We start from the raw sequence: 22,288 nt of genomic DNA, 5'->3' as shown, positions 1-22,288 counted from the left end.
TTCCGCATAGCTCCGTCATAGGCTCCAATGTCCGGTTTGCGCCATAACCTGCCGATCCTCCGATTTCGCTCGTGCGGTCGAAGCCGAAGTACGCCATTGGCGCGAGGGATCAGTTCTCAGAGACAACCCGACTGCTACCGGCTACGCGATGTCGCAATTCGCGTTCACGGGTACGATAGCCAGCACCATATCGTATGAAATCCTAGTTTGGGATGAGAAATCGTGGGCTAAAAATGGCCGGAAGCGACTGGAACCGCCGGCCACGCCCTGACAATCCGCGCAGATTCTTGGAATGCCAACGTTGGTATTCGTGTTGGTACCGAGATTTCGCCGTCATAAAATGCCAAATGAAATCAATAACTTGTCTGTCCAATTCGGCGCCGGCCAGGGACAGATTGCGGCGCCGGAAGTGCAGGACAATTCCAGCATCTGGTTGGCGGCAAATGCGATCGGAATCAAACCGCGGGACCGCAGGAATCGAACTGCAACGCAACAGGCCGACACCTTCTAGGTGCGCGATGCAGCCGCCTGCAATGGGCAAACTTCTTAAGCGATTTTGTAGGTGACCAGCTAGTCACGTGAATCTAAAGTTCGCCACATAAGGTCTGCTGGGCTTTATGGCAGAAGCGTTTGACCGAGGCCAGAATCTGGTCTGCGGACTTGGTCCATTTGAAGGGCTTCGGGTTTCTGTTGTGCAGGTCGATGAAGGTACGGATGTCGGTCTCGAGCTGCCTGACGGAGGTGTGGACACCTCGCTGGATCTGCTTTCTGGTGAGTTCAGCGAACCAGCGCTCGACCAGATTGATCCATGACGCGGACGTCGGCGTAAAATGAACATGATAGTGAGGTCGACGTGCGAGCCACGCTTTGATCTTGGGTGTCTTGTGGGTGGCGTAATTATCCATGACGATATGGACATCGAGCCCTTCAGGAACTTGGGCATCGACTTCTTTTAAAAACTTCAAGAACTTGACTGCGCGGTGGCGCTTGTAGCATTTGCCGATGACGAACCCCGAGGCGACATCGAGCGCGGCAAACAGCGAGGTCGTACCATGCCGCACATAGCTGTGCGTGCGACGTTCCGGTACGCCAGGCATCATCGGCAAGACCGGTTGCTCGCGATCGAGTGCCTGAATCTGGCTTTTCTCATCGATGCTGAGGACAAGGGCTCGGTTCGGCGGGGATAGGTAAAGGCCGACGATATCGCGCACCTTGTCGACGAACAGTGGATCGCTCGACAGCTTGAACGTCTGGCTGCGGTGCGGCTGCAAGCCGAACGCTGCCCACATTCGGCGGATCGTGGTGTGGGAAAAGCCGGTTTCCGCAGCCATCGAGCGGATCGACCAGTGCGTCGCATCGGCCGGCGTCGTACGCAACGTCCGCTCGATCACGGCAGCGACCTGATCGTCGTTGATGGTGCGAGGGCGGCCAGGGCGGGCCTCGTCAAGCAGGCCATCACAGCGGTCCTTCAAGAATCGGCGGCGCCACTTGCCAACGGTATGTTCGTGGAGGCCGAGTTCCGCAGCTACAGACTTGCTTGGCAAGCCATCCGCACATCGCAGGATCGCGCGGCATCGCTCAGACAGCGACCGGGCAACACGATGACGACGAACTTGCCTCTCCAAGTACGCCCGCTCCTGCGGATTCAGCATTAACGGCGCAATCGGCCGGCCTCGCTCACCTGCATTAGCCACTCGCACTCTCCTCTGTAGAGATTCGAACTATCAACTAATGTGACGAACTTGCGTTCCAGATGACTAGGGACCCCGATGCGATGGTCCGTCCTCCGAAAGGAGAGTTGTGCAATCGGACCAGTTTCGCACTAGAAACGGCATCAACGAAGCGCAACGAACGCGATCGAAATCGAACGAAAACGTAGGAAATTCAACGAAGCTGATCGCTATTCTGCCGCTCATAACGGTCTGGTTGCAGGTTCGAGTCCTCCGGGCCCACCAGCGAATCAATCTGTTGCGGACACCAAAGAAGAACGATTCGATTTTGCATCCCGCTGCCTTGACTAACGAATTTTCGGCTCGATTTTTCGAACCGATTTGAGTTGCGCAAAAAATGCGGGGGGTCCTTTTGGATCCGAAGCTGGCACTTGCGACGAGGCACGGCAAGCGGCCTCCTCGGGCGAAGTGTTCCCATTGTTACACCTCCCCTAACATATCTGCGTCATTCTGCTCGTCCCGCTTTGAACCTGCATCGAGACGCCGCTCAGCGAGCGGAAGTACGGCGCATAAGCTGCCGCCATTTTTCTTGAAATCAGTGGATTGCGAGGCGTTTCTCGATCTCACCGCACGCGGCGTTCGATGGCGATCAACCCGACGACGGATACTCGACTGACCAGTGATGTCGAAAGCAGCCTCAAATGCCTGAGACGCTGATCGCTATCGATGTTCATCAATGGTTATTCTTATAGGACGATGGAATCCCATATTGGGCCATGTAGCCACCATCGACATAAATTGTCTGACCGGTCATGAAGCTGCTCTCGTCGCTACCCAGAAACACGATCGCGGCGGCGATTTTCTCGGGTGAAGCGAGGCGGTGCATGGGCGTGCGATTGATCATGTGATCGGGGTCGATATTTCCTTTGTCGATGAAAACCTGCACCAGCGACGGTTTCGTGAAACCGGGAGCGACCGCATTCACCCGTATGCCTCGCGTTGCTCATGCGGTCGCGCCTGACTGCGTGAGCGAATTGACCGCGGCCTTTGTCGCCGCATAGGCGCAACGATCGGGAATGCCACGAGCGCCAGTGATCGATGATATGTTGACGATCGAGCCCGAGCCTGCCTTCAGCATATGACGTGCCGCCGCCTGCATGAACAAGAACGTACTCGCGAGGTTCACATTCAACACGAAGTTCCAGTCATCGAGCGCGTACGGCCGCCACGAATTCGTCAGCGCCCTCGCTCGCATGTCCCTCTATCTTAATGCTGACAAACACTGTTATACCGAGACCAACCCGGTCGCGGCTGAGCAGGGCGCGATCGCCTTCGATAACCCCTTCCGTTTCTAAGCGCTTCACACGCCGCAGGCAGGGAGACGATGATAGGCCGATCTTCTGGGCGAGTTCGACATTCGCAGATGGCGCTTCCAAAGTACGCGATCCGAGCGAAATCAATGGAACCAAAAAGCATTGGATCAGCTCCCTTGACGGCAGCGAATCCTTGCCTTGTGCGTCATTGAGATGAGAACAGTCTCGGCCGCTCAAGATCTCCGCAACGCTTGCTCATGTTCAATCGCCTGGTCCAGAGAATTCAGAAGGTTCTGAACGTCTGCAATATCCTGCGCACGCCCGAGGAATACTACAGGATAGGTCATTGCATCCTGCGCCAGATATCGACGCTTATCGATCAACATCTGGCGCAACTTCTGCAAGTTCTCGAGCGGATCGCCGACCGTGGCCTCGCCAAAATCATCGGTGGGTCGCGCATAGCCGGAGGTATCCGCCAACGTGTCGTACAGTTCGGCAGCCGGAGGCTTCTGGAACATCGGTTGACCTTTCTTTGGGGCTGGATGCCGTTATACGGCGTCGGAAAGTGAAGGGTTCAGGGCGTCGAAGTTCGGCGTGTCGAACCGCATGTTGGGAATGTCGGCGCTCAGCAACGGGCGGAGTGCCGGATCGCTGAAGAAGATATCGTTCTTGGGGTCCAGCCGGCCTTCGGTAATCCCTTCGGCAAACTTCTGGGTGAAATGGACGAGCGGCCGGATTTTCGCCTCCCATGCGGTCAGAGCGTCCGATAGTGAGCCGTTCAAGAGATCAGTCGCCCCCAGCGAATAGGCTGTCATCATCGCTGAGTTTGCCCCCTGGCCAAGCGCCGGCGTCATCCCGTGGGCAGCGTCGCCAATCAGGACGCACTTGCCGTAATGCCAGGTGGGCGGAAAGATCGAATGGTACTCATCGTAATGCCCCTCCGAGCCGACCCGGTCGATGAACCTTCCCAACGTCGGAAACGTAGCCTTCCAAAGGCCCGGATCGATCGGCATGCTCAGTGCTTCTGGATCCGAGAGCAAGGCCACAAGGATCATGTACATAGTCTGCGACGAGCATGGGAGAAGTCCGATGCGTCGTCCGCTCGGATCGTTGTACTCGGTCGCAACATGGTCATTCCCATCGGGAAAGTCGCCGGGATGAATCGGAATCAGTAGGCGAATAGCGCCCTTGCGATGTTTGCCCAAAGGAAGCTTTCCCGCGACCGATCTCCTTACGATCGATTGGATGCCATCGGCCCCGACGACAAGGTCGGCCTCAATCCGGCGTCCTCCTTCCAGATGCAGAAGGCCTTCTTGCCCGGCGCTGAGAACCCTTGAGCCAGTCTCTATCGTCACGCCAGCCCTGACAGCCGCCTCGGCCAGCGGATCGACAAGAGCCTGCCGCTGGAACATCACAATCCGGCCACCGGTTGCTGCAAAGGGCTCGTACTCCTTCGTCTTCTGACCGGAACTCAGTCGAATGATCCAGTGGTTGAGCTGGTGCCCGCGCGTCCGTATGGCCTCGTGGAGGCCTAACGCTTCGAGAACACGCAACCCATTTTCGAATATCGGAAGTCCGTTACCGCCTGCCCTCAGCGCTTCGCTTCGCTCATGGAGCCTCACGGTCCATCCTTTTCTGGCGAGCTGAATGCTTGCGACGAGGCCCGCAATGCCGCCCCCCACGATCTCGGCGCTCGGCATTACTGCTTGCCTCCCAGAGCATCGTGCCAGATTTGTGGTAGCGAGCCGGACGAGCCTTCCAGGGGATCAAACACAGGGATAGGCACACGCCGAGAGCGTTCCACCATCCGTGCGTACTCCTCGACATAGCCCAGCCTGAAATCGTGGATGGCATGGCCCATCGGAAATGCCCCCGTCAGGCGCAAGTCTTCTGTGATCGACTCCCCGAAGTGCCCTACTCCTGCGGGGATCACGACGAAATCACCTTTCGTCATCGTCACGCACACACCCTCCGGGCCGCCGAAGCGTCCCACCAAGGTACCGCGCGTCACCGCGATCAATTCGTGGGCATCACTGTGAAAGTGGTGGCGTGGATACATACCGAAAGAACTGTGCCAATCCGTCGGCCATTCGTTCTTTCGAAACAAATCCTCTATTTCCGGAGGACGCATATCGAAGGCTTGACGGTAGATCAGAACCGGCAGACACGAATTCGGAATGCGTCCGTTGCCCTTCAGGACGTAAGTTTCGATATTCATCGAGTGTGCTCCTCCCCAAGCATCCGCGCGCGATCGAGCGGAGATGCTGCGTGTCTAATCGAGACTCTTGCTGCCGTTCAGACGGTGATCGACCTTACGTACTTCAGCCGGGGCTCCGCACCGTGAGGCCGTCGAGAAAGAGATCGATACCATCCGCGTAAACCTGCTCGATCGTGCGCTCATAGATTGTCGTCCGGCCGGCAACAGCGAGGTAAGCGTTACCCATCCACTGCCCCCACAGAGAAAGCGTCGCCGCGCGCGCGTCGACCGGCCGTGCCTCTCCGCGCGAAATTCCCAACTTGATGGCTTCCTCGATCGTTAGAATGCCGTCATTGAGCCGCGCGCTAATTTTGGCAGCGGCATCGGGAGGCAACGTTTCCTTGCGACCCGGCATGAAGAAGAACGAAAGGGTCGTAAAATACTCCGGATGAACGCGAAAGAAGTTCATATAGGAGATCGACATTCGAAACAGGTTATTGCGGACCGAGTCGTTCCGGTCGAACGACGTGATCAGCATCGTGATCATCGCATCAAGGTCGCGGAACAGAAGCTCCGTATATACTTCCTGCTTGCTCTTGAAATACAGATAAATCGTCGCCCGCGATATGCCCGCGGTATCCGCGATGTCGTCGATCGTGACCGACGCATAGTCGCCCGCGAGAAAGATGTTCTTTGCAGCGTCGATAATCTCGGCGCGTCGGCGCACAATCCGCTTTGAGCGGCGACGCTCCTTTATCGCGACCGGGTCGCGCTTATCATCAGATCCCAAGGTAGGCACGTCTCAATCCATCATCCTGCAAGAGCGTGGCGCCGAGGCCATGCATGGCGCCCCGTCCGCTTTCCAGCACATAAGCATAGTCGGCCGTCTCGAGCACGTGGACGACCTGCTGCTCGACGATCAGGATCGGAACGCCCCTATCCCGAATCGCCTTCACCAGTCTGAATACGTCCTCGACGAGCATTGGTGCCAAGCCAAGCGTTGGCTCGTCCAACATCAACAGTCGAGGACATGACATTAGTCCGCGACCGATGGCGCACATCTGTTGCTCTCCCCCTGACAGGGTACCGGCCAGTTGGTCACAGCGCTCCGCCAAGCGTGGCAGGAGATCGAAGATGAACTCGAGCTGCTGCTTTCGCTTGTCACGCGCCGCCTTTCCGTACGCTCCGATTTCCAGGTTCTCCAGAACGCTCATAAACGGAAACAGCCGGCGTCCCTCCGGCACATGAATCAAGCCCTGCTCGACAATCTGATGAGGAGGCAGCCGCGAGATATCCTTGCCGTCGAGCTCTATGCTCCCGCTGCGATTCTTGACCAGCGCCGATATCGCGGACAATGTTGTGGTCTTGCCTGCGCCATTGCTGCCAACCAACCCGACGATTTGCCCAGCTCCCACGTCAAATGAAAGCTGTTCGACGGCTTGTACGTCTCCGAAACGTACACTGAGATCACGGACGCGCAGCATCGACTAGCTCCTCGACGCCGCAAAATTGGCGCCAAGATACGCCGACAGCACCACCGGATCGCGCGTAACCTCCGCAGGAGTTCCCGTTGCGATCGGCTCCCCATTTTGAAGGACCAGGATGCGATCCGATAGCTGCATCACCGCGCTCATGTGATGCTCGATCACCACGAGAGCTATGCCTCGCTCCCTCAGCCGTTGAATGAAGCCGATCATTTTCTTGACTTCGATCGGGATAAGCCCGCCCATGACCTCATCAAGCAGGAGTGCGCGAGGGGACGTTGCCAGGACTTTGGCCATCTCCAGCCGCTTACGGTCGCCGATCGGAAGCTGTCCAGCGGAGACATCACATAGAGCCGACATGTCAAGATCGCTCAACACTTTCCGGGCGATCTCACGTGCCATTTCGATCGACCGTGCACGAAGCATTGCCCCCATGACGACGTTGTCGAGCACGCTCAGGCCCCGAAATGGCTGCACGATCTGAAAGGTGCGAGCGAGGCCCGCGCGACACCTGCTTTCGGGAGAGACGCCCCCTAAATCCATGTCGTCGAGGGATACTGAGCCCCGGTCCGGCCTGAGAAATCCGGTCAACAGATTGAAGACGGTGGTCTTTCCCGCCCCGTTGGGCCCGATGATCGAAAGGATTTCGCCGGGGCGTGCCGTGAAGCTGACGTCCTTGACTGCGGTCAAGCCCCCGAAGCGCTTCGTCAAATCCGTTGCCGTCAGGACCGCCATATCGCGCTCCGCTTCAAGAACGCATGTACCGAGGGTCCGAGCCCCGTTGGGGCGGCAAGCAGCACCAGGATCACGATGGCTGCGTAGGCAAGCTGCGTCAGGCCTGAGATTTGATCACCAAGATACACCTGCATGACTACGGAGACGACCGACACCAGGAGTGCGCCGACGATCGGGCCGTATGCCGTGCCGAGTCCGCCAACGATCGCCATCAGCGCAAAATTGAGCGACAGGTTCAGGCCCATCACGCTGTCCGGATCAACATACAGATAGTATTGCGCATGCACGCTGCCGCAAATGCTGATGAGGCCGGCAGACAGCGCGAATACGCCTATCCGAAGAGGTAAGGTGCGGATTCCGAGCGCGCGCGCGGCCTGGTGGTTCTCCCGGAACGCAACCAACGCATAACCCACCTTGCTCACAGCAATCATCCGCGTGACTGCGTAGAAGACAATGACGAGAACGAGGGCGACGTAAGTGTAGACGAGCTTCTTGGCGAAGATCAGATTCTCAGGGCTCGGCCGAAGTGGGATCGCCAACCCCGATGGCCCGCCGGTGAGATCTCGCAAGTTGATGGCGCTGATGTGGACGACGGCGCCAAAGGCGAGCGTCGACATGACGAAGAAGGAGCCCTTCAGCCGCATCGTGATGGCGCCCAGGAAAACGGCCAGAGCCGCGCTGACAATCGCGCCGAGCCACATTCCTATGAGCGGACTAATCCCCGCCTTCAGGAAAAGGATGGTCGAGACATAGGCGCCAATGCCGTAGAAGGCTGCATGGCCAAGCGACAACTGGCCCGCATATCCTCCGCTTAGGTTCCAAGCGAGTGACGCGGCGGCACCCAGAAGTGCCAGCGTGACTGCTGCCACGAAGAACGCGTCAGAAAATATGAGGGGCAGAACCGCCAAAGCCACAAATCCGGCAGCGGGCAGCAGAAGTCCGGTGAGTGGAGAGTGAGCCGGCTTCATCACGTGACATCCATGACTTCGGCACCCTTGCGGCCGAAGAGACCATTGGGACGCACGGCGAGAACAACCATGAACAGAACAAAATAGACGAGCTGCTTCAATTCTCCACCAGCAAAGTACCCGGTGAACGACTCCACTATGCCGATCGAGAGTCCCGCCACCACCGCGCCGGCGATGCTTCCCATCCCGCCCAGAACGACGACGACAAATGAGATCAGGATCATGTCGGCGCCGGTGTAGGGATTTACTGGAAATAATGGCGACAGAAGGATGCCGGCCGCTCCCACCAGTGCGCAACCAAGAGCAAATGTGACCGCGTAGACCTGGTCAACATTGATGCCGACTAGTCGCGCCGAACGACGATCTTGCGCCGTGGCGCGTATCGCGCTTCCGATGTACGTGTACTTCAGAAACGCCGCCAATCCACCGGCCAACATCAGCGCGACGACGAAAACGGCAACGCGCAACCAGGACACATAGAGTGGCCCGATCTGAAACGCGGCCGTCGCATAAGGCGTCCTGATCGATCGAAAATCGGACGTGAACAGCGTCAGTAAAAGGTTCTGCAGAAGCAGCGATAGCGCGAAGGTGACGAACACCTGGACCACATGCGGGGCCTCGAGCGTCGGTCGGATCAACAGGCGTTCAGTCACAAGTCCAAGGACGAACATCAGCGGCACGACGGCAACGCTCGCGACAAAGGGATCGATTCCGACGCGCTGAAACATGAAGTACGTCAGGTACATCGCTATCGTGAGGTACTCGCCATGCGCAAAGTTCACGACTCGTAAGACGCCGAACACCAGGGTCAAACCGACACTGATCAGCGCGTACACCCCGCCGATGAACAGGCCCGACAAAGCAAGCTGAATGTAGATGTCCATGAGAGCTCTTGGATCGCCGGCTCTAGTTCGATGTCACCGCGCATTCCAGGCGGGCAGCGGCACCATGATGGGATCGCGGACCTTGTTGGCTTCCGGATAAACGGACATCATCTTCTGATCCTGCCACTGGACCACGCTGCCGAAGGCCCGCTGATTCTGGCCCTTATCGTCGAATTTCAAACCCCAGCCATTGATGTAGGACCCGACCGGCACATCGACCTTGAGCGATGCGTCACGAAGATCCGAGGCGCCATCGGAAGCCGCCCTACCCACGATGTCCCGCGCAAGCGCAACGCCCACGACAAATCCGAGCGACTCCTGGACCGCAGGCGTAACCTTGTACTTCGCCTCGTAGCGCTTCACGAACTCTTCACGATCTGCGCGCGCCTCGGCCGTTAGAGAACTCAAATTAGCTTCGAGCGGGAACGACGATGAGAAGATTCCGTTCACATCCTTCCCGATCGCCTCGGCCAGAGATAGCGTGGAGTGACCCGCGCTGGTGCCTACAAACGCCTTCGGGCTGTAATTCATTTCCTTCATCTGCCGCTGGAGAAGGATAGCGTCATTGATGAATTGCGTGGCTATGATCATGTCCGGATCGAGCGAGCGTAGCTTCAGGACCAGCGGAGACAGATCGGTGGTCTTGGCAGAATAGAATTCGCGCAATCCGATCTTGATACCGAGTTTTTCAGCCTGGTCGATGACGGCCTTGGACACGTCGACGCCGAATGCAGAATCCTCGGCAACGACCGCAACGTTGAGGTTTTTCGGATCGATCTTCAGCATCGGCGCAAGGACTTGGGCGGTATATAGCGGAGCGGGCTGGCCAAGGCCCGCGGCGCTCAGCCCCATCCGGAACACGTTCTTGAAGTCGCGCTCCGTATAGTTGTTCGCAACCGCCATGCCTTCCCAGTAAAACGCGCCATTGCGCTCGGCCTCCTGGCTCGCCACCATCCCAACAGCACTCGTCGAGCTCCCGACGAAGATGCGCACGCCTTCTCGCGAGGCGAGACGGTTGGTCTCGCTGATAGCGGCTTGCGGGCTATTCCCGTCGCCCTTGAAGAGCTGGATTTTCCGCCCGTTGATGCCACCGCGATCATTCACAAGGTCAATCGCCGTCTCGACGCCCTGATAATTCTGGTTGCCAAATACGGAATTCCCCCCGGTCAACGGAAAGATGCCACCAATCTTGATCGGGCCTTGTGCAAGCACTGATCGAGACGTGAGAACGACCGGCGCCGCCGCAAGGAGACCCAGGACCTTTCGGCGCGGAAGACAATGCTTGGACTGAGACATGCTTTACCCCCTGTGAAGCCTCGATCAAAGAAACGACCGGCTAGAACGATTCAGATCGCGACGAGGTCGCCAGATCCGCGCGTTTTTCTCCCCCACCACGGACGCCACGATGCGACCGACGTATCGGCCGCTCGTCTGGCTGAGCCCCTTCACGGCGCGCCTGAAGGCCCCCCTCAACGAAAGCACCAATCCGATCAATTATTATACTATATGGAGTTATAGTCCATAAATTAGACATGTAAAGCTATATCGTCTAATTATTCATGGCGTGTTGCCGCAGCCACTCCCTCCTTGGGGCAGCCTTCAAACGTCCAGATCAGAGCGCGTACATGAAACTCACCTTCGCCCCAGCTTCTCCCTTTGCTCGCAAAGTCCGCATTGCCGCGATCGAGCTGGGCCTCATCGACCAAATCGAGCTCGTGGCGACCGCGGTCGTACCGGGTCAAGCGAACGAGGAATATTCCCGCATCAACCCGCTCAAGAAGTTGCCGGTCCTGATCCTCGACAATGGCGATGCGATTCTCGATTCCTACGTCGTCGTCGAATATCTCGACGAACTCGCGGGCGGCGGGAAGCTGCTCCCTCTCTCAGGTCCAACTCGCTGGCGGGTCAAAAGCGAGCATTCGATGCTGCAAGGCATGCTCGATTCCATGCTGCTCTGCCGTTACGAGAAGTTCGCGCGCCCCGAAGGCACGCATTGGAACGCCTGGCTTGACGATCACTGGAACAGGGCGTGGTGCGGATTTGCGCATTTCGCGCGACAGCCGACCCTGATGTCGCGTCCGTTCGACGTCGTTGCTATCTCGCTCATTTGCGCGCTCGGTTATGCCGACTACCGGTTTCCCGATTGCGGATGGCGCTCGGCTTTCCCAGAGCTCAACGAATTCGCGCGAGCCTTGGCGGATCGCCCATCAGTGAAGGTCTCAGCGCCACCCGCACCGTGAACATTGCGGGTATGTGCGGCTCTTCATGAACCGCCATCGAGCCCGAATACAACCCACCGCTCAGTTGGTGCAGAAAGCAAGTGCATAGCTAGCGGCAGCTACTAGGCCAAATATAAAGTCACGACCGGCTGTCAAACAGCATCGGTGGCGCGCGGCCGTTGATGCGGGGCGTCTGCCGGACGACGGAGCTCTCGTCACATTTTCCTTCGCGCAGATAGCTCCGCGCCGTTTCGCTCAGGCCAGCTTCAAACTCGCTCATGGCTTTTGATCCTCCGCTCCGATCGCCGCCAACGCGGCGCGGGCTACTTCGACGTCTTGTGCACCGGTGCCTGACCCCACGCCGACCGCACCGACACATTGGCCCGCTATAATGATTGGCAGTCCACCTTCGAGGTTGGTGAGCCGGCCCCCACCCGCAATGGCAAGCTTGATCTCGTTGGCCGGATCGAGTCGCGACGTCGGTTGACGATGTGAAGCCGCGGTGATGGCCTTGGACATCGAGGTCTCCCGTGACAGCAGTTTGGCGCCATCCATCCGGACAAATGCCAGAAGGTTGCCGCCGTCATCAACGAGCGAAATGTTCTGCGGTACGTTAAGCTCTTCGGCTTTTGCTATGGCGCCAGCCAACGCCTTGAGCGCGCCGTCATGTGTCAATTTGAGAGATGGTTTGGTCATCGCCATTTTCGATAGCTCCGGTATCATGCCTTGTACGGCTCGGTGAAGCGTGCGGAGGCATACTCCCGACGAATGTCTCAATCATCCATCCGTTGGAAACGTGTCTCGCAAAGACGGACGCAGCGACATGGTTTCGAACCAAACGGCCAGCGCCGGCCGCGTTGTACGCCAGTCGAATGACGCGAAACGGAAATCCAGATAGCCAAGCGCACAGGCGATGGTGAGGCTGCCGATGCTGATGCATGCGCCGAATTCAGCGACCGTGTTTTCCATCTGGTCGAGTGCTGCGGCGATCTTGGTCATCTGGCCGTCTATCCAGTCGGCCGATCGATGCTCATCACTTCTGCAGGTGTTCTCGTAGCGGGTCAGCAGGGCGGCATCGAGGAGGCCGTCACCGAGGGCCTGTTCGGTGAGGACCTGCCAGCGCTGGGGCCCGCGCGGAAACAGCGAACCTTTTCCGAGATCATCGAGATACTCGCAGATCACGCGGCTGTCGAATAGCAGCGTTCCATCCGCCAGTTTTGCGGCCGGGACCTTGGCGAGCGGATTGAAAATGGCGATCCTCTCATCGCGCTTCAACGGATGCGCGGCGCTCGGCAGCCGCACGATGCGATCAGTAATGCCGAGTTCGATCGCGCAGGCCATGACCTTGCGGACATAGGGCGATGTCGGCGCATAAAACAGTTCGATGGCATCACTCATGAGCGTCTCCCGTCGGCAGCAGCAACACCTTGCCGATGTTCTCGTTGGCTTCGAGAATGCGATGGGCCTGTGCGGCGTCACTGAGTGGCAATTGCCGCCAGATCAGCGGCCTCACCACGCCGGACGCGACCAGCGGCAACACCTCGGCGCGGAGCGCGGCAGCGATCGCCGTCTTCTCCTCGTCCGACTTCGGTCGCAGCGTCGACGATGTCAGATACAATCCCTTCCGCATCACCAGCCCGAAATCAATCGGGACAACACCGCCCTCCATGAAGGACAGGCTGACATGGCGTCCGCCCGGCGCCAGCACGTCGAGATTGCGTGCAACGTAAGAACCGCCGACGATATCGAGCACGACATCGACGCCGCGCTCGCCGGCAGCATCGCGCGCTGCGGCAACGAAATCGTCGGTGCGATAATTGATCGCGGTGGCGCCCAGCGCTTCGACTGCCTTCTTCTTGGCGTCGCTGCCGACCGTCGCGATGGCCGTGGCGCCGCGGGCGATGGCCATGCGTATCGCAATCGTGCCGATGCCGCTGGCGCCGCCATGCACCAGTACGGCCTCCCCCTTCGACAGCCGACCGCGCTCGAACAGATTGTGCCAGACGGTGAAGAGCGCCTCGGGCAGGGCTGCCGCCTCTTCCATCGTCAGGCCCTCGGGCACCGCGAGACAATGCGATGCCTTGGCAAGGCAATAGCGCGCATAGCCGCCGCCCTTGACCAGTGCCATAACCGCCTGACCGCGCAAGTCGGCGTCGCCATCGACCACGCGCCCTGCAACTTCGAGCCCGAGCACATCGGTGACACCTGCCGGCAGCGGGACGGCGCCGCTCCGCTGCATCAGATCGGGGCGATTGACGCCGGCCGCGGCAACCTCGATCAGGATTTCGCCGGGACCGGGCACGGGCACGGGTCGCGCGACCTGCATCAGCACGTCGGGACCACCCGCCTGCGTTGCGATGATGGCCTGCATGGTGGGGGTCATTGTCGAAACTCCGTTGCTCATTCCTGCATCCAGTCTGCACTCGGCCGGCTTAGCAGAACGGCCAGCCTGTCGATCATCGCGCTCGCCGCAGCGAGTTCATCAAAGCCGATCCATTCGTCGGCCTTGTGCCCGCGCGCCATATCGCCGGGTCCGCAAACCAGCGTCGGGATGCCCGCTTCCGCGTAGAGGCCAGCCTCGGTGCCGAATGCTACTGTCGTTGCGGGCTGCGTGTCGCTTGCAAGTCGCGCAACCAGACGTGTCGCAGGCGCATCGGCATCGGTATCCAGGCCGGGATAGGCCGACAGTTCTTCGGAGATGATGTCGGCCTCTGGCGCGCTGTCACGAAGTCGATCACGCTCGCGCGCAACCAGCTCATCGATCCGTGCAAGGATTTCGCCAGCGTCACGGCCCGGCATGGTGCGGATCTCATATTCCAGCGTGGCGCGTTCCGGCACGAGATTGACCATGCTGCCGCCATGTAGCGATCCGACATGAATCGTGGTGAATGGCGGGTCGAAGGCCGCATCGCCGCCGCGTGCGATCTCCTGATCGGCGAAACCGCGCAACGCATGAGCGATCGCCACCGCGGAATCGACGGCATTGGTGGCGCGATGCGGCATTGCCGAGTGGCCCGTGCGCCCGATCACCGTCAAGCGACGCGCCACCTTGCCCTTGTGCGCGCGAACGACGCGCATCGTGGTCGGCTCTCCGACGATGGCGAGCGCCGGCGGCGCGACGGACTGCATCAACGCACGCACCAGATCCGGCGCGCCGCGGCATCCGATTTCCTCGTCATAGGAAAACGCCAGATGTACCGGAACGGCCTGAGCCGCCGCCTTGAGACGCGGCACGGCGGAGAGAACGACAGCCAGAAAGCCCTTCATGTCAGTCGCGCCGCGACCATAGACGCGCTGATCACGGATGACGCCGGCAAATGGCGGCGCAGTCCAGGCCTGCCCCTCCACCGGCACGACGTCCGTATGTGCCGACAGAACGACACCGGCTCGGTCCGCCGGACCGATGGTCGCGAGCAGCGACGCCTTGCGTCCGTCAGGCGACGGCACGCGACACGCCGTCACGTCCGATGACGCAAGTATCCGCTCGATATATTCGATGATATCGAGATTGGAATTCGAACTTATACTTTCAATATTGATGAGCTCGCAAAGTCTTTGAGCTGTCTTCTCGATCATCTATACTACCATTACGAATACAGGAGCATCACGATGACCTATTCTATCTCGGCGCGTTGTCCGGAGACCGGCGCATTCGGCATCGCCATCACGTCGTCCAGCATCGCGGTGCCGGCGCGCTGCGCGTGGGTCGGGCCTCTGGGCCTCGTGGTGTCGCAGAATGTGACCGACCCGGCGCTCGGCCCGACCGGTCTTGCGCTGTTGCGTCAGGGCCTCGGTGCCGCTGCCGTCCTCAACAGCCTCACGCTCGGCACACCGCAGCCAGCATGGCGACAGGTCGGCGTGATCGATCGTTACGGTCAGGTGGCCTGGCATTCCGGCGCTCAGGCATTGGCCACGGCGGCAATTGCTGAAGGCGCTGGCTGCCTCGCGCTTGGCAATCTGCTCGCCGACGACAAGGTGCCCGGCACGATGATTGCGCGGTTCGAGGCGACCACTGGCCAGCCACTGGCGGAGCGGTTGATGTCGGCGCTCGAAGCCGGCCTCGATGCCGGCGGTGAGACCGACGACGAGCATGCGGCGGGCCTGCATGTCGCTCACCTCTTCGACTGGCCGGTAGTCGACCTGCGTGTCGACTGGCACGACGCGCCGATCGGCGAATTGCGCGCACTGTGGGAGCGCTATCGGCCGCAGCAGAAAGACTATGTCGCACGCGCGAAGAATCCGGGCGCGGCGCCGTCGTTCTAGACGCAGACGCCTCACGGCGCCTCGCCCGGCGGAAACGCCACGATGTCGTCGGAGCCGATCGACAATCCGATCTCGGCTCCGACCGGACAGGACGACAGTGCCGCAATGCCCGGCGAACGCAGCAAAATATGATCGCGCGCGCTACCTGGCGCGTCGATATAGAGATCGACATGGCCGCCCTGGAACACCTGCGTCGTCACAGTGCCAGGCAACGATCCCGATGCCCCTCGCGACGTCACGGAAAGATGTTCCGGCCGTACGAAGACATCCACGGAACCGCCAATCGATACTTCGGCAATAGATGCTGCAGGAACGCTCGCGCGCACATCACCAATCGAGACCACCGCGGCATCGCCGCTCCGCTCGACAAGCCGACCGTTGAGAACGTTGGCATCACCCACGAAGGACGCGACGAAGCGATCGGCGGGACGACGATAGATATCGTCAGGCGCGGCGATCTGGCGGATGCGTCCAGCGGACATCACCGCGATGCGATCCGACATCGACAGCGCCTCGCCCTGGTCATGGGTAACAAAGATCGTGGTGACGCCGAGCTCGCGCTGAATCTGCTTAAGCTCGACCTGCATAGAACCACGGAGATTCTTGTCGAGCGCCGAGAACGGCTCATCCAGCAGCAGCACCTTCGGCTTGATCACGAGCGCACGCGCGAGCGCAACACGCTGCTGCTGACCACCCGACAATTGCCGGGGCTTGCGGTCTGAGAAACCGGTGAGCTTGACCAGCGCCAGCGCGTCGTCGACACGGCGCGCCATCTCCTTCTTGTCGACGCCGCGGGTCTTCAGTCCATAAGCGACGTTCTTCGCGACGCTCATATGCGGAAACAGCGCATAATTCTGAAACACGATGCCGATCTCTCGCATGTGCGGAGGCGTTTCGGTGACCAGAGCGCCTTCAATAAAGATCTCGCCACCGTCCGCTTCGAGGAAGCCCGCAACAAGATTGAGCAGCGTGGTCTTTCCGCAACCCGACGGTCCCAGCAAGGTCATGAACTCGCTCGACCCGATCTTCAGCCAAGCCTCATGCAGCGCGATGGAATCGCCGAAGCGCTTGGTGACGCCGTCGAGCTGCACGGCCGGACGGGCTTTGTCGCTTCCCGCGACTGACGTGTTCGCGGCCATTTGATTAGTGCGCATCAACATTCAGGATTTTCCCGAGGCCCAGGAAGGAATTGGCGATCGTGAGCAAGGTCGCGGTCACGACGATGTAGATGACCGACAGGGCGGCCAGTGTGGGATCCGCGAATTCGCGGACGTAATTGTACATGGCGACCGGCAGCGTCTGCGTGGCGTGGCTGCTGACGAACAGAGTCGCCGTGAATTCATTGAACGATAGAATTGCTGCGAATAGCCAGCCGCTCAGCAAGCCCGGAATCAAAAGCGGGATCGTCACGGTGAACAGGATCCGCAGCGGCGTGGCGCCAAGGCTGGACGCCGCCAGTTCGAGCCGGATGTCGAGATTCTCCAGCGAGATGTAGGTGCTGCGCATCACGAAAGGCAGCACCATTACCACATGGGCGAAGATGACGAGTGGAAGGCCGCGCCCGACATTGGTCTGCGAGGCGAGGATGAGAACGCCGAGGCCGATTGTGTAGTGCGGGATGATCAGCGGCGACAGCAAAATGCCTTCGAGAAGATTCCTGAGCGCGAATTTGTAGCGGTGAATGGCGAAGGCGAAGGCCGAGCCGACCACCAGCGCGATGCTCGACGCCCACACCGTCACCGTCAGGCCATTCCAGAAGCCCTTGGCGAAATCGGGATAGGAGAACGCGCGCCAGAACCAGCGCAGCGACCAAGATTGCGGGGGAAAAACCAAGATCGCACGGTCGTTGAAGGCCGAAATCGCCACTACGATGCCCGGCAGCAGCACGAACAGGAGAACGGCGGCGACGAGGATGCGTCCCGACCATCGAAGCAGCAGGGCGCCTGGAGAGCGCTTCATGTCGTGGCCGCCATACGTTCGAGTGGGCTCGCGGCCTTCTTCAGCAAGGCGACCACGGCCAGCGACAATGCGAGGCCAATGATGGAGAGACTGGCAGCAAAGGGGAAATTGAAGGACGAGAAGCCGAGCTGATAGATCAGCGTCGACACCGTACTGACACGCCCGCCGCCGATCAGCTGCGGCGTCGCGAAAGCACTGAATGTCCATGCGAAGGCCGTGGAGAAACCGGCGACGATTCCGGGCATCGACAGCGGCAGGGTAATGGTGAGGAAAACGCGGACCGGACCGGCACCGAGACTTTCGGCGGCCTTCTCGTAGTTGCGGTCAATATGCGAGAGCGCTGCGGCCAGCATGATCACCATGATCGGCATGGTCACATGCACCAGCGCAGCGACCACGCCGCCAGCGGTGAACATCATCTGCACCGGACGATCCAGCAGACCGAGCTTGAGCAGCAGCGTATTCAGAAAGCCGTTGTTGCCGAGCACGATCATCCACGAATAGGTCCGCACTACCTCGCCGAGAAACAGTGGCGTGACCGATACGATCAGAATGAAGGAGCGCAGCGCCGAGCTATTGGTGCGCACCAGCGCATAAGCCAGCGGATAGGCCAGGATCAGCGTGAACACCGCCGTCTCGAAACACAGCAACACTGTATTCCAGAATGCCAAAGCATAGAGCGGCCGCAGCATGGCCGCGAAATTCTGCCACGTGAACTCACTGACTTCGAGCGAGCCGGGAATATAGGCCCGGACGCTATATTGAAAGACGGCCAGCATCGCCGCGACCAGGGCCACAGCGACGAGGCCGGCCGGCGAAACGAACCAACCCAGAAACGGACGTGTGTTCATGGACAAACTCGACGTGGGCAAACTCAAAGCGATGGACCGCGATCCGGCGGTATCAGCCGGATCGCGACCAGGACCATGTTATGGAGCCATAATGTTCTCGGTGAACCACTTGCGCCAGGTACCGGTCTTTTCGGCGCGCAGCTTGGCGTCGATCAACAGGGTCTGTTTCGCCCACTGATCCGGCGTGGAGAAGACGCCGGTCAAAGAGGCGATCTCGGGCTTGAGCTTGGCATTGTCGACCACCGGGCTGCCCTTCTTCAGTTCGGCGATCTTGGCCTGAACTTCCGGATCGAGGGCGATGTTCATGAACTTGTAGGCCAGCTCCGCCTTAGTCGAACCTTTGGTGATGGCCATGGCGTCGACACCGAGCACCGCGCCCTCCTTCGGGATCACGAGCTTGATCGGCACGCCCTGGTTCTGCATGTAATAGGCATTCATCGACAGCACGACCTGGACTGGCGTCTCACCGGTGGCGAACAGCTGCTGGCTGTTGGCGTCATTGGTGTAGAATGCCTTGTAGTTCGGCTTCAGCGCCTTCATCTTGGCTTCGCCGACTTCCCAATTCGCAGCATCACCGCCCGACAGCTTGGCCGCAACGACCATCACATGACTCGGGTCGAAATCGGGCGACGAGATCATGCCCTTGAGCGCGGGATTCCACAGGCCTTCCCAGCTATCGAAGCTGACGCCCTTGGGTAGCCGGTCAGGCAAATAGCCGATGGTGTAGACATAGGCCCAGGCGCCGATGTGGTACGGGCTGATCCTGGCCTGCTCGACCAAATGGCTGGCATTCGGAATCTTCGCCATGTCGAGCTTCTCGAACAGATTGTCGTTGGCATAGAGCCAGCCGACATGGGCCGTCGTGAAGGTGACGTCGCTCTCGGGCTTGGCTGCGGCGAGCTTGGCCTGATTCAGCCGGTCGATCGTGCCGCCGGTGATGTATTCGACCTTGACGCCGGTCTCGGCGGTAAACTTCTTCGCGATCGCCTCATCGATCAGATCGCGGAAACTTCCACCCCAGGTGCTGACGACCAGCTTCTCCTGGGCAGATGCCTGCCCGCCGATCGCGAGCGTCGACAGCAACATCAATGCAGTAAGCTTCAAAGCGCGCTTCATCTCGAAACCTCACAAGAATTATGACCCCGAGAGAAAAGCAAACACCATGCCAAGCGAACGAATTCGGTAATATTTTCAAGTATTTCCAGCGCAAAAAACTCCGTTGACCTTTCATTCGAAAGATCTCATTTCGGAATAATCGTAGCTATACTTTGGCGTCGAAGATCGACGCAGTGCTACGTCGGAATTTCCGCGATGATGTCGATTTCCATCATGTATTCAGGTTTGGCGAGCCCCTGAACGATAATTCCGGTCGAAACCGGATAGACGCCCTTCAACCACTTGCCGACAACCCGGTAGACCGGCTCGCGATAGGCGCGATCGGTGATGTAGATGACGATCTTCACCACGTCCTGCAGGCCCGAACCTGCCTCTTCAAGCAGCACCTTGGCGCAAAACATGGCATTTTCAGTCTGCGCAGCGGCATCGCCGATGCCGACGATCTTCCCGTCGAGATCCATCGCCGTCTGGCCACGCACATAAACCGTGTTGTTGGCACGCACCACCATGCAGACATCGTTGTCGAGGCTCTGCTCGGGATAGGCATCTTTGGTATTGAACTTGCGGAAACGCTGATGGGTCATGAACCAAATCCTCAGGCGGCAGCGAGACGACGGAATGTGCGATCGCAGAAGATCAAAGGAAACGCAGCTTGTTTGCGGACATTCAGCACCTCGCCGGTGACGATGCGGTGCGAGCCGAAATCGAATAGGCCGGCCACGCGGCAATCGAAATTGCACAACGCACCATCGAGCGCTGGCGCTCCGGTGAGCAGTTCTGACCATTCGCCGGCGAGAAAGCGGTTGTCGCGCAATTCGGGGATCAGCCCGGCGAAGCTGCTGGCGACACGCTCCTGCGCATCGGACAGAACATTGGCGACGAACACGCCATTGGCGAGCAGCAGAGCGAGGCTGCGATTGTCGCGGTGAACGCTGAACACAACCGACGGCGGCTCCATCGATAGCGAGCACAACGACGAGACCGTGACACCGGCCCGGCCGGCCTCACCATCCGTCGTTACCACCGCGACGCCCGACGCGGTCGTCCGCATCGCGTCGCGAAATTCATCGACGGCGACGACGTCGTGAGACGCACGGCTCACGATTGTCCCCCGTTGATACGGTCCGACAGACCCGCCGACTTCTTCACGAAGTCGAGCGGTCCGGCGAAGTCGAAGCTGTTGTAGACGGCCGCCAGATGATTGAAGTGCGGCGCCTGCGCGAACTGCACGAAGGTCAGGCGGTGGCCGGCATAGTCGGAGTTCAGCAGATCGCGCGCGAAAGCGAGCAGCTTGCGGCGATCGTCGGCCTGCCACTGCTCATTGAGCGAATAGAACTTGTTCAGCCACTTACCGCTACCCTCGGCCTCAAACGCATCGGCATTCGGCGTGATGCAGATCTGGCCGCCGCACAGCTCGCGGGCGACGTGCATCATCGCCGGAAGCTGCGAACAGGCAAACACGCGGCCGGCATAGAGCATCGATTGCTGCGGCATCAAAAGACCGCCGGGGCTCTTCTCCGCCATAGCGATCGAGGCGGTGAGATGCGCGTTGATGCCTTCGCGATAGCAAACGAGATCGGCGAGCTTCTCACGCACCGATTGCAGTTTGTCGAGACCGGTCTGCTTGGCATTCCACATCGCCGCGCCGATCATCATGTCAGCCGTGTAGAGCAGCCGCAGCACATAGGGGAATGCCGAATAACGGTGCAGTGTCGAGCGCACAAACTGCGCCGCACGGGTATGACGATAGAAGAATACATCCTCCCACGGGATCAGAACGTCGTCGAAGACAACCAGCGCCTCGACTTCGTCGAAGCGGTTGGCGAGCGGATAATCGTTGGCGCTGCTGCGATTGGCAAAACCAGAGCGGCAAATATGCTTGACGCCCGGCGCGCCCATCTTGACGATGCAGCCCACCGCGTAGTCGGACAGCTTTTCATTCGCCCAGGCACCGACGGTCGGCTTCAGATAGGCCTGATCGGCATAGGCGGCCGCGGTTTCATATTTCGCGCCGCGAATGATGATGCCCGCATCGGTCTCGCGGGCAACGTGAACCATAAGGTCGGGATCCTGCTGCTGCGGCGGCAGCGAGCGATCGCCCTTCGGGTCGGTATTGGCCGAGACGTGGAAGACGTCCTTCTCGATCACGGCGCGGATATGCCGGTCGATATTGGCGGCGAAGCGCGGATCAATCTCGGCCAGCACGTCGCGCCCGTCGGTGAGCGACCACATCTCGCCGATCGTCTCGTCGCCCACGCGGGTGACGACGCCACCGATATCCTTCATCACATGGTCGACAGCCTTGATCTTGTCGTGCCAGTCCTTCTGTTCCGTCGGCGGCCGGTAGAAGATCGAATGCTTCTCATTGCCTTCGACATAGGTCAGATCGCCGCTGTAGCGCTCTTCATGCGCCATATCGTACATGCGGGCCTTGATATCGATGATCGGCTTCAGCGCGGGATGAGTGGTCACATCGTTGACGCGATCGCCATCGACCCAGACCTCGCGACCATCGCGAATGCCCTGTTTGTACTCTTCACCCGTGCGGATCATTGATCGGCTCCTGTTCGACTGGACGACAAGGTGCCGGAGGGCCTATCATAAGAAAAATATTTTTATGTTTGGAGAT

Annotated in this window: 25 protein-coding genes and 1 pseudogene; 2 read left to right on the top strand and 24 right to left on the bottom strand. The window is 59.5% G+C overall.

From position 1 onward, the window contains the following. Positions 1–584 precede the first annotated feature (584 nt). The 12 genes and pseudogenes from CWO89_RS08215 to CWO89_RS08155 all read right to left on the bottom strand — a co-directional run bounded on the left by CWO89_RS08215 (position 585) and on the right by CWO89_RS08155 (position 10,547). Positions 585–1,694: an IS630 family transposase gene (locus tag CWO89_RS08215; protein WP_130578126.1), complete on the bottom strand. Its 1,110-nt coding sequence runs from the start codon at positions 1,692–1,694 to the stop codon at positions 585–587. A 709-nt stretch (positions 1,695–2,403) separates the two neighbouring features. After that, positions 2,404–2,925 (bottom strand): annotated as a pseudogene (locus CWO89_RS47695) (SDR family NAD(P)-dependent oxidoreductase). Continuing rightward, positions 2,876–3,106 carry an Lrp/AsnC family transcriptional regulator gene (locus CWO89_RS08200; RefSeq protein WP_245475817.1) on the bottom strand — a complete coding sequence of 77 codons (231 nt, stop codon included), beginning with the start codon at positions 3,104–3,106 and terminating at the stop codon, positions 2,876–2,878. The pseudogene CWO89_RS47695 and the gene CWO89_RS08200 overlap by 50 nt, the downstream one beginning before the upstream one ends. A 110-nt stretch (positions 3,107–3,216) precedes the next feature. Beyond that, positions 3,217–3,501, bottom strand: a complete 285-nt coding sequence (locus CWO89_RS08195) for a hypothetical protein (RefSeq protein WP_130578123.1) — start codon at positions 3,499–3,501, stop codon at positions 3,217–3,219. Between the two features lie 30 nt (positions 3,502–3,531). Continuing rightward, complete coding sequence (locus tag CWO89_RS08190) at positions 3,532–4,683, bottom strand: FAD-dependent oxidoreductase (protein ID WP_130578122.1); 1,152 nt, start codon at positions 4,681–4,683, stop codon at positions 3,532–3,534. Then, positions 4,683–5,201: a cupin domain-containing protein gene (locus tag CWO89_RS08185; RefSeq protein ID WP_130578121.1), complete on the bottom strand. Its 519-nt coding sequence runs from the start codon at positions 5,199–5,201 to the stop codon at positions 4,683–4,685. The genes CWO89_RS08190 and CWO89_RS08185 overlap by 1 nt, the downstream gene beginning before the upstream one ends. A gap of 103 nt (positions 5,202–5,304) precedes the next feature. Continuing rightward, complete coding sequence (locus CWO89_RS08180; RefSeq protein ID WP_165421055.1) at positions 5,305–5,970, bottom strand: TetR/AcrR family transcriptional regulator; 666 nt, start codon at positions 5,968–5,970, stop codon at positions 5,305–5,307. Beyond that, complete coding sequence (locus CWO89_RS08175) at positions 5,960–6,664, bottom strand: ABC transporter ATP-binding protein (protein WP_130578119.1); 705 nt, start codon at positions 6,662–6,664, stop codon at positions 5,960–5,962. Before CWO89_RS08175 ends, CWO89_RS08180 begins: the two co-directional genes overlap by 11 nt. A 3-nt stretch (positions 6,665–6,667) precedes the next feature. Next, positions 6,668–7,399 (bottom strand): ABC transporter ATP-binding protein, encoded by a 732-nt coding sequence (locus tag CWO89_RS08170; protein ID WP_130578118.1) that lies wholly within the window; start codon positions 7,397–7,399, stop codon positions 6,668–6,670. Continuing rightward, positions 7,387–8,367, bottom strand: a complete 981-nt coding sequence (locus CWO89_RS08165) for a branched-chain amino acid ABC transporter permease (protein ID WP_130578117.1) — start codon at positions 8,365–8,367, stop codon at positions 7,387–7,389. The genes CWO89_RS08170 and CWO89_RS08165 overlap by 13 nt, the downstream gene beginning before the upstream one ends. Next, positions 8,367–9,251, bottom strand: coding sequence for a branched-chain amino acid ABC transporter permease (locus tag CWO89_RS08160; protein ID WP_130578116.1), 885 nt, complete (start codon positions 9,249–9,251; stop codon positions 8,367–8,369). The genes CWO89_RS08165 and CWO89_RS08160 overlap by 1 nt, the downstream gene beginning before the upstream one ends. A 33-nt stretch (positions 9,252–9,284) precedes the next feature. Further along, positions 9,285–10,547 carry an ABC transporter substrate-binding protein gene (locus CWO89_RS08155; protein WP_130578115.1) on the bottom strand — a complete coding sequence of 421 codons (1,263 nt, stop codon included), beginning with the start codon at positions 10,545–10,547 and terminating at the stop codon, positions 9,285–9,287. A gap of 329 nt (positions 10,548–10,876) precedes the next feature. Here CWO89_RS08155 and CWO89_RS08150 point away from each other — a divergent pair, with 329 nt between their 5' ends. Beyond that, positions 10,877–11,491, top strand: coding sequence for a glutathione S-transferase family protein (locus CWO89_RS08150; protein WP_130578114.1), 615 nt, complete (start codon positions 10,877–10,879; stop codon positions 11,489–11,491). Between the two features lie 118 nt (positions 11,492–11,609). Here CWO89_RS08150 and CWO89_RS45755 read toward each other — a convergent pair whose 3' ends face one another. The 5 genes from CWO89_RS45755 to argE form a co-directional block, all read right to left on the bottom strand. After that, positions 11,610–11,750, bottom strand: coding sequence for a hypothetical protein (locus CWO89_RS45755; protein ID WP_165421054.1), 141 nt, complete (start codon positions 11,748–11,750; stop codon positions 11,610–11,612). Next, entirely contained in the window at positions 11,747–12,172 is a 426-nt protein-coding gene (locus CWO89_RS08145) for a GlcG/HbpS family heme-binding protein (protein ID WP_130578113.1), read from the bottom strand. Before CWO89_RS08145 ends, CWO89_RS45755 begins: the two co-directional genes overlap by 4 nt. Positions 12,173–12,247: 75 nt before the next feature. Beyond that, positions 12,248–12,868, bottom strand: a complete 621-nt coding sequence (locus tag CWO89_RS08140; RefSeq protein ID WP_245475815.1) for a glutathione S-transferase family protein — start codon at positions 12,866–12,868, stop codon at positions 12,248–12,250. Next, a complete protein-coding gene (locus CWO89_RS08135) occupies positions 12,861–13,853 on the bottom strand; it encodes an NAD(P)H-quinone oxidoreductase (RefSeq protein WP_130578112.1) in 993 nt (330 codons plus the stop codon). Before CWO89_RS08135 ends, CWO89_RS08140 begins: the two co-directional genes overlap by 8 nt. A 17-nt stretch (positions 13,854–13,870) precedes the next feature. Beyond that, positions 13,871–15,046 (bottom strand): acetylornithine deacetylase, encoded by a 1,176-nt coding sequence (argE, locus tag CWO89_RS08130; RefSeq protein WP_130578111.1) that lies wholly within the window; start codon positions 15,044–15,046, stop codon positions 13,871–13,873. 33 nt (positions 15,047–15,079) lie between these two features. Here argE and CWO89_RS08125 point away from each other — a divergent pair, with 33 nt between their 5' ends. Continuing rightward, the gene (locus CWO89_RS08125) at positions 15,080–15,733 is read left to right on the top strand and encodes a DUF1028 domain-containing protein (protein ID WP_130578110.1); all 654 of its coding nucleotides are present in this window, start codon (positions 15,080–15,082) and stop codon (positions 15,731–15,733) included. Between the two features lie 11 nt (positions 15,734–15,744). On the opposite strand, the gene CWO89_RS08120 is transcribed toward CWO89_RS08125, so the two are convergent. From CWO89_RS08120 to CWO89_RS08090, 7 genes are all read right to left on the bottom strand, one after another. Next, positions 15,745–16,893, bottom strand: a complete 1,149-nt coding sequence (locus tag CWO89_RS08120; RefSeq protein WP_130578109.1) for an ABC transporter ATP-binding protein — start codon at positions 16,891–16,893, stop codon at positions 15,745–15,747. Further along, positions 16,877–17,692 (bottom strand): ABC transporter permease, encoded by an 816-nt coding sequence (locus CWO89_RS08115; RefSeq protein ID WP_130578108.1) that lies wholly within the window; start codon positions 17,690–17,692, stop codon positions 16,877–16,879. The genes CWO89_RS08120 and CWO89_RS08115 overlap by 17 nt, the downstream gene beginning before the upstream one ends. Then, positions 17,689–18,489: an ABC transporter permease gene (locus tag CWO89_RS08110; RefSeq protein ID WP_245475813.1), complete on the bottom strand. Its 801-nt coding sequence runs from the start codon at positions 18,487–18,489 to the stop codon at positions 17,689–17,691. Before CWO89_RS08110 ends, CWO89_RS08115 begins: the two co-directional genes overlap by 4 nt. Positions 18,490–18,621: 132 nt before the next feature. Beyond that, entirely contained in the window at positions 18,622–19,659 is a 1,038-nt protein-coding gene (locus tag CWO89_RS08105) for an ABC transporter substrate-binding protein (RefSeq protein WP_130578106.1), read from the bottom strand. Between the two features lie 176 nt (positions 19,660–19,835). Next, on the bottom strand, positions 19,836–20,243 hold the full coding sequence (locus CWO89_RS08100; protein ID WP_130578105.1) for a RidA family protein: 408 nt from the start codon (positions 20,241–20,243) through the stop codon (positions 19,836–19,838). 11 nt (positions 20,244–20,254) lie between these two features. Beyond that, positions 20,255–20,761, bottom strand: coding sequence for a flavin reductase family protein (locus CWO89_RS08095; protein WP_245475812.1), 507 nt, complete (start codon positions 20,759–20,761; stop codon positions 20,255–20,257). Beyond that, positions 20,758–22,212, bottom strand: coding sequence for a 4-hydroxyphenylacetate 3-hydroxylase family protein (locus CWO89_RS08090; RefSeq protein ID WP_130578104.1), 1,455 nt, complete (start codon positions 22,210–22,212; stop codon positions 20,758–20,760). Before CWO89_RS08090 ends, CWO89_RS08095 begins: the two co-directional genes overlap by 4 nt. Positions 22,213–22,288: the final 76 nt, after the last annotated feature.

It is taken from the genome of Bradyrhizobium sp. Leo170, from assembly GCF_004296405.1.
Classification (GTDB): domain Bacteria; phylum Pseudomonadota; class Alphaproteobacteria; order Rhizobiales; family Xanthobacteraceae; genus Bradyrhizobium.
This window is presented reverse-complemented; position numbering and strand designations above follow the sequence as displayed.

Coding starts and splice junctions, on each gene's coding strand:
- CWO89_RS08150 (WP_130578114.1), top strand. CDS start 10,877: ATGAAACTCACCTTCGCCCCAGCTTCTCCCTTTGCTCGCAAAGTCCGC.
- CWO89_RS08125 (WP_130578110.1), top strand. CDS start 15,080: ATGACCTATTCTATCTCGGCGCGTTGTCCGGAGACCGGCGCATTCGGC.
- CWO89_RS08160 (WP_130578116.1), bottom strand. CDS start 9,251: ATGGACATCTACATTCAGCTTGCTTTGTCGGGCCTGTTCATCGGCGGG.
- CWO89_RS08135 (WP_130578112.1), bottom strand. CDS start 13,853: ATGACCCCCACCATGCAGGCCATCATCGCAACGCAGGCGGGTGGTCCC.
- CWO89_RS45755 (WP_165421054.1), bottom strand. CDS start 11,750: ATGAGCGAGTTTGAAGCTGGCCTGAGCGAAACGGCGCGGAGCTATCTG.
- CWO89_RS08190 (WP_130578122.1), bottom strand. CDS start 4,683: ATGCCGAGCGCCGAGATCGTGGGGGGCGGCATTGCGGGCCTCGTCGCA.
- CWO89_RS08140 (WP_245475815.1), bottom strand. CDS start 12,868: ATGAGTGATGCCATCGAACTGTTTTATGCGCCGACATCGCCCTATGTC.
- CWO89_RS08105 (WP_130578106.1), bottom strand. CDS start 19,659: ATGAAGCGCGCTTTGAAGCTTACTGCATTGATGTTGCTGTCGACGCTC.
- CWO89_RS08185 (WP_130578121.1), bottom strand. CDS start 5,201: ATGAATATCGAAACTTACGTCCTGAAGGGCAACGGACGCATTCCGAAT.
- CWO89_RS08195 (WP_130578123.1), bottom strand. CDS start 3,501: ATGTTCCAGAAGCCTCCGGCTGCCGAACTGTACGACACGTTGGCGGAT.
- CWO89_RS08165 (WP_130578117.1), bottom strand. CDS start 8,367: ATGAAGCCGGCTCACTCTCCACTCACCGGACTTCTGCTGCCCGCTGCC.
- CWO89_RS08120 (WP_130578109.1), bottom strand. CDS start 16,893: ATGTTGATGCGCACTAATCAAATGGCCGCGAACACGTCAGTCGCGGGA.
- CWO89_RS08170 (WP_130578118.1), bottom strand. CDS start 7,399: ATGGCGGTCCTGACGGCAACGGATTTGACGAAGCGCTTCGGGGGCTTG.
- CWO89_RS08115 (WP_130578108.1), bottom strand. CDS start 17,692: ATGAAGCGCTCTCCAGGCGCCCTGCTGCTTCGATGGTCGGGACGCATC.
- CWO89_RS08100 (WP_130578105.1), bottom strand. CDS start 20,243: ATGACCCATCAGCGTTTCCGCAAGTTCAATACCAAAGATGCCTATCCC.
- argE (WP_130578111.1), bottom strand. CDS start 15,046: ATGATCGAGAAGACAGCTCAAAGACTTTGCGAGCTCATCAATATTGAA.
- CWO89_RS08090 (WP_130578104.1), bottom strand. CDS start 22,212: ATGATCCGCACGGGTGAAGAGTACAAACAGGGCATTCGCGATGGTCGC.
- CWO89_RS08175 (WP_130578119.1), bottom strand. CDS start 6,664: ATGCTGCGCGTCCGTGATCTCAGTGTACGTTTCGGAGACGTACAAGCC.
- CWO89_RS08145 (WP_130578113.1), bottom strand. CDS start 12,172: ATGGCGATGACCAAACCATCTCTCAAATTGACACATGACGGCGCGCTC.
- CWO89_RS08155 (WP_130578115.1), bottom strand. CDS start 10,547: ATGTCTCAGTCCAAGCATTGTCTTCCGCGCCGAAAGGTCCTGGGTCTC.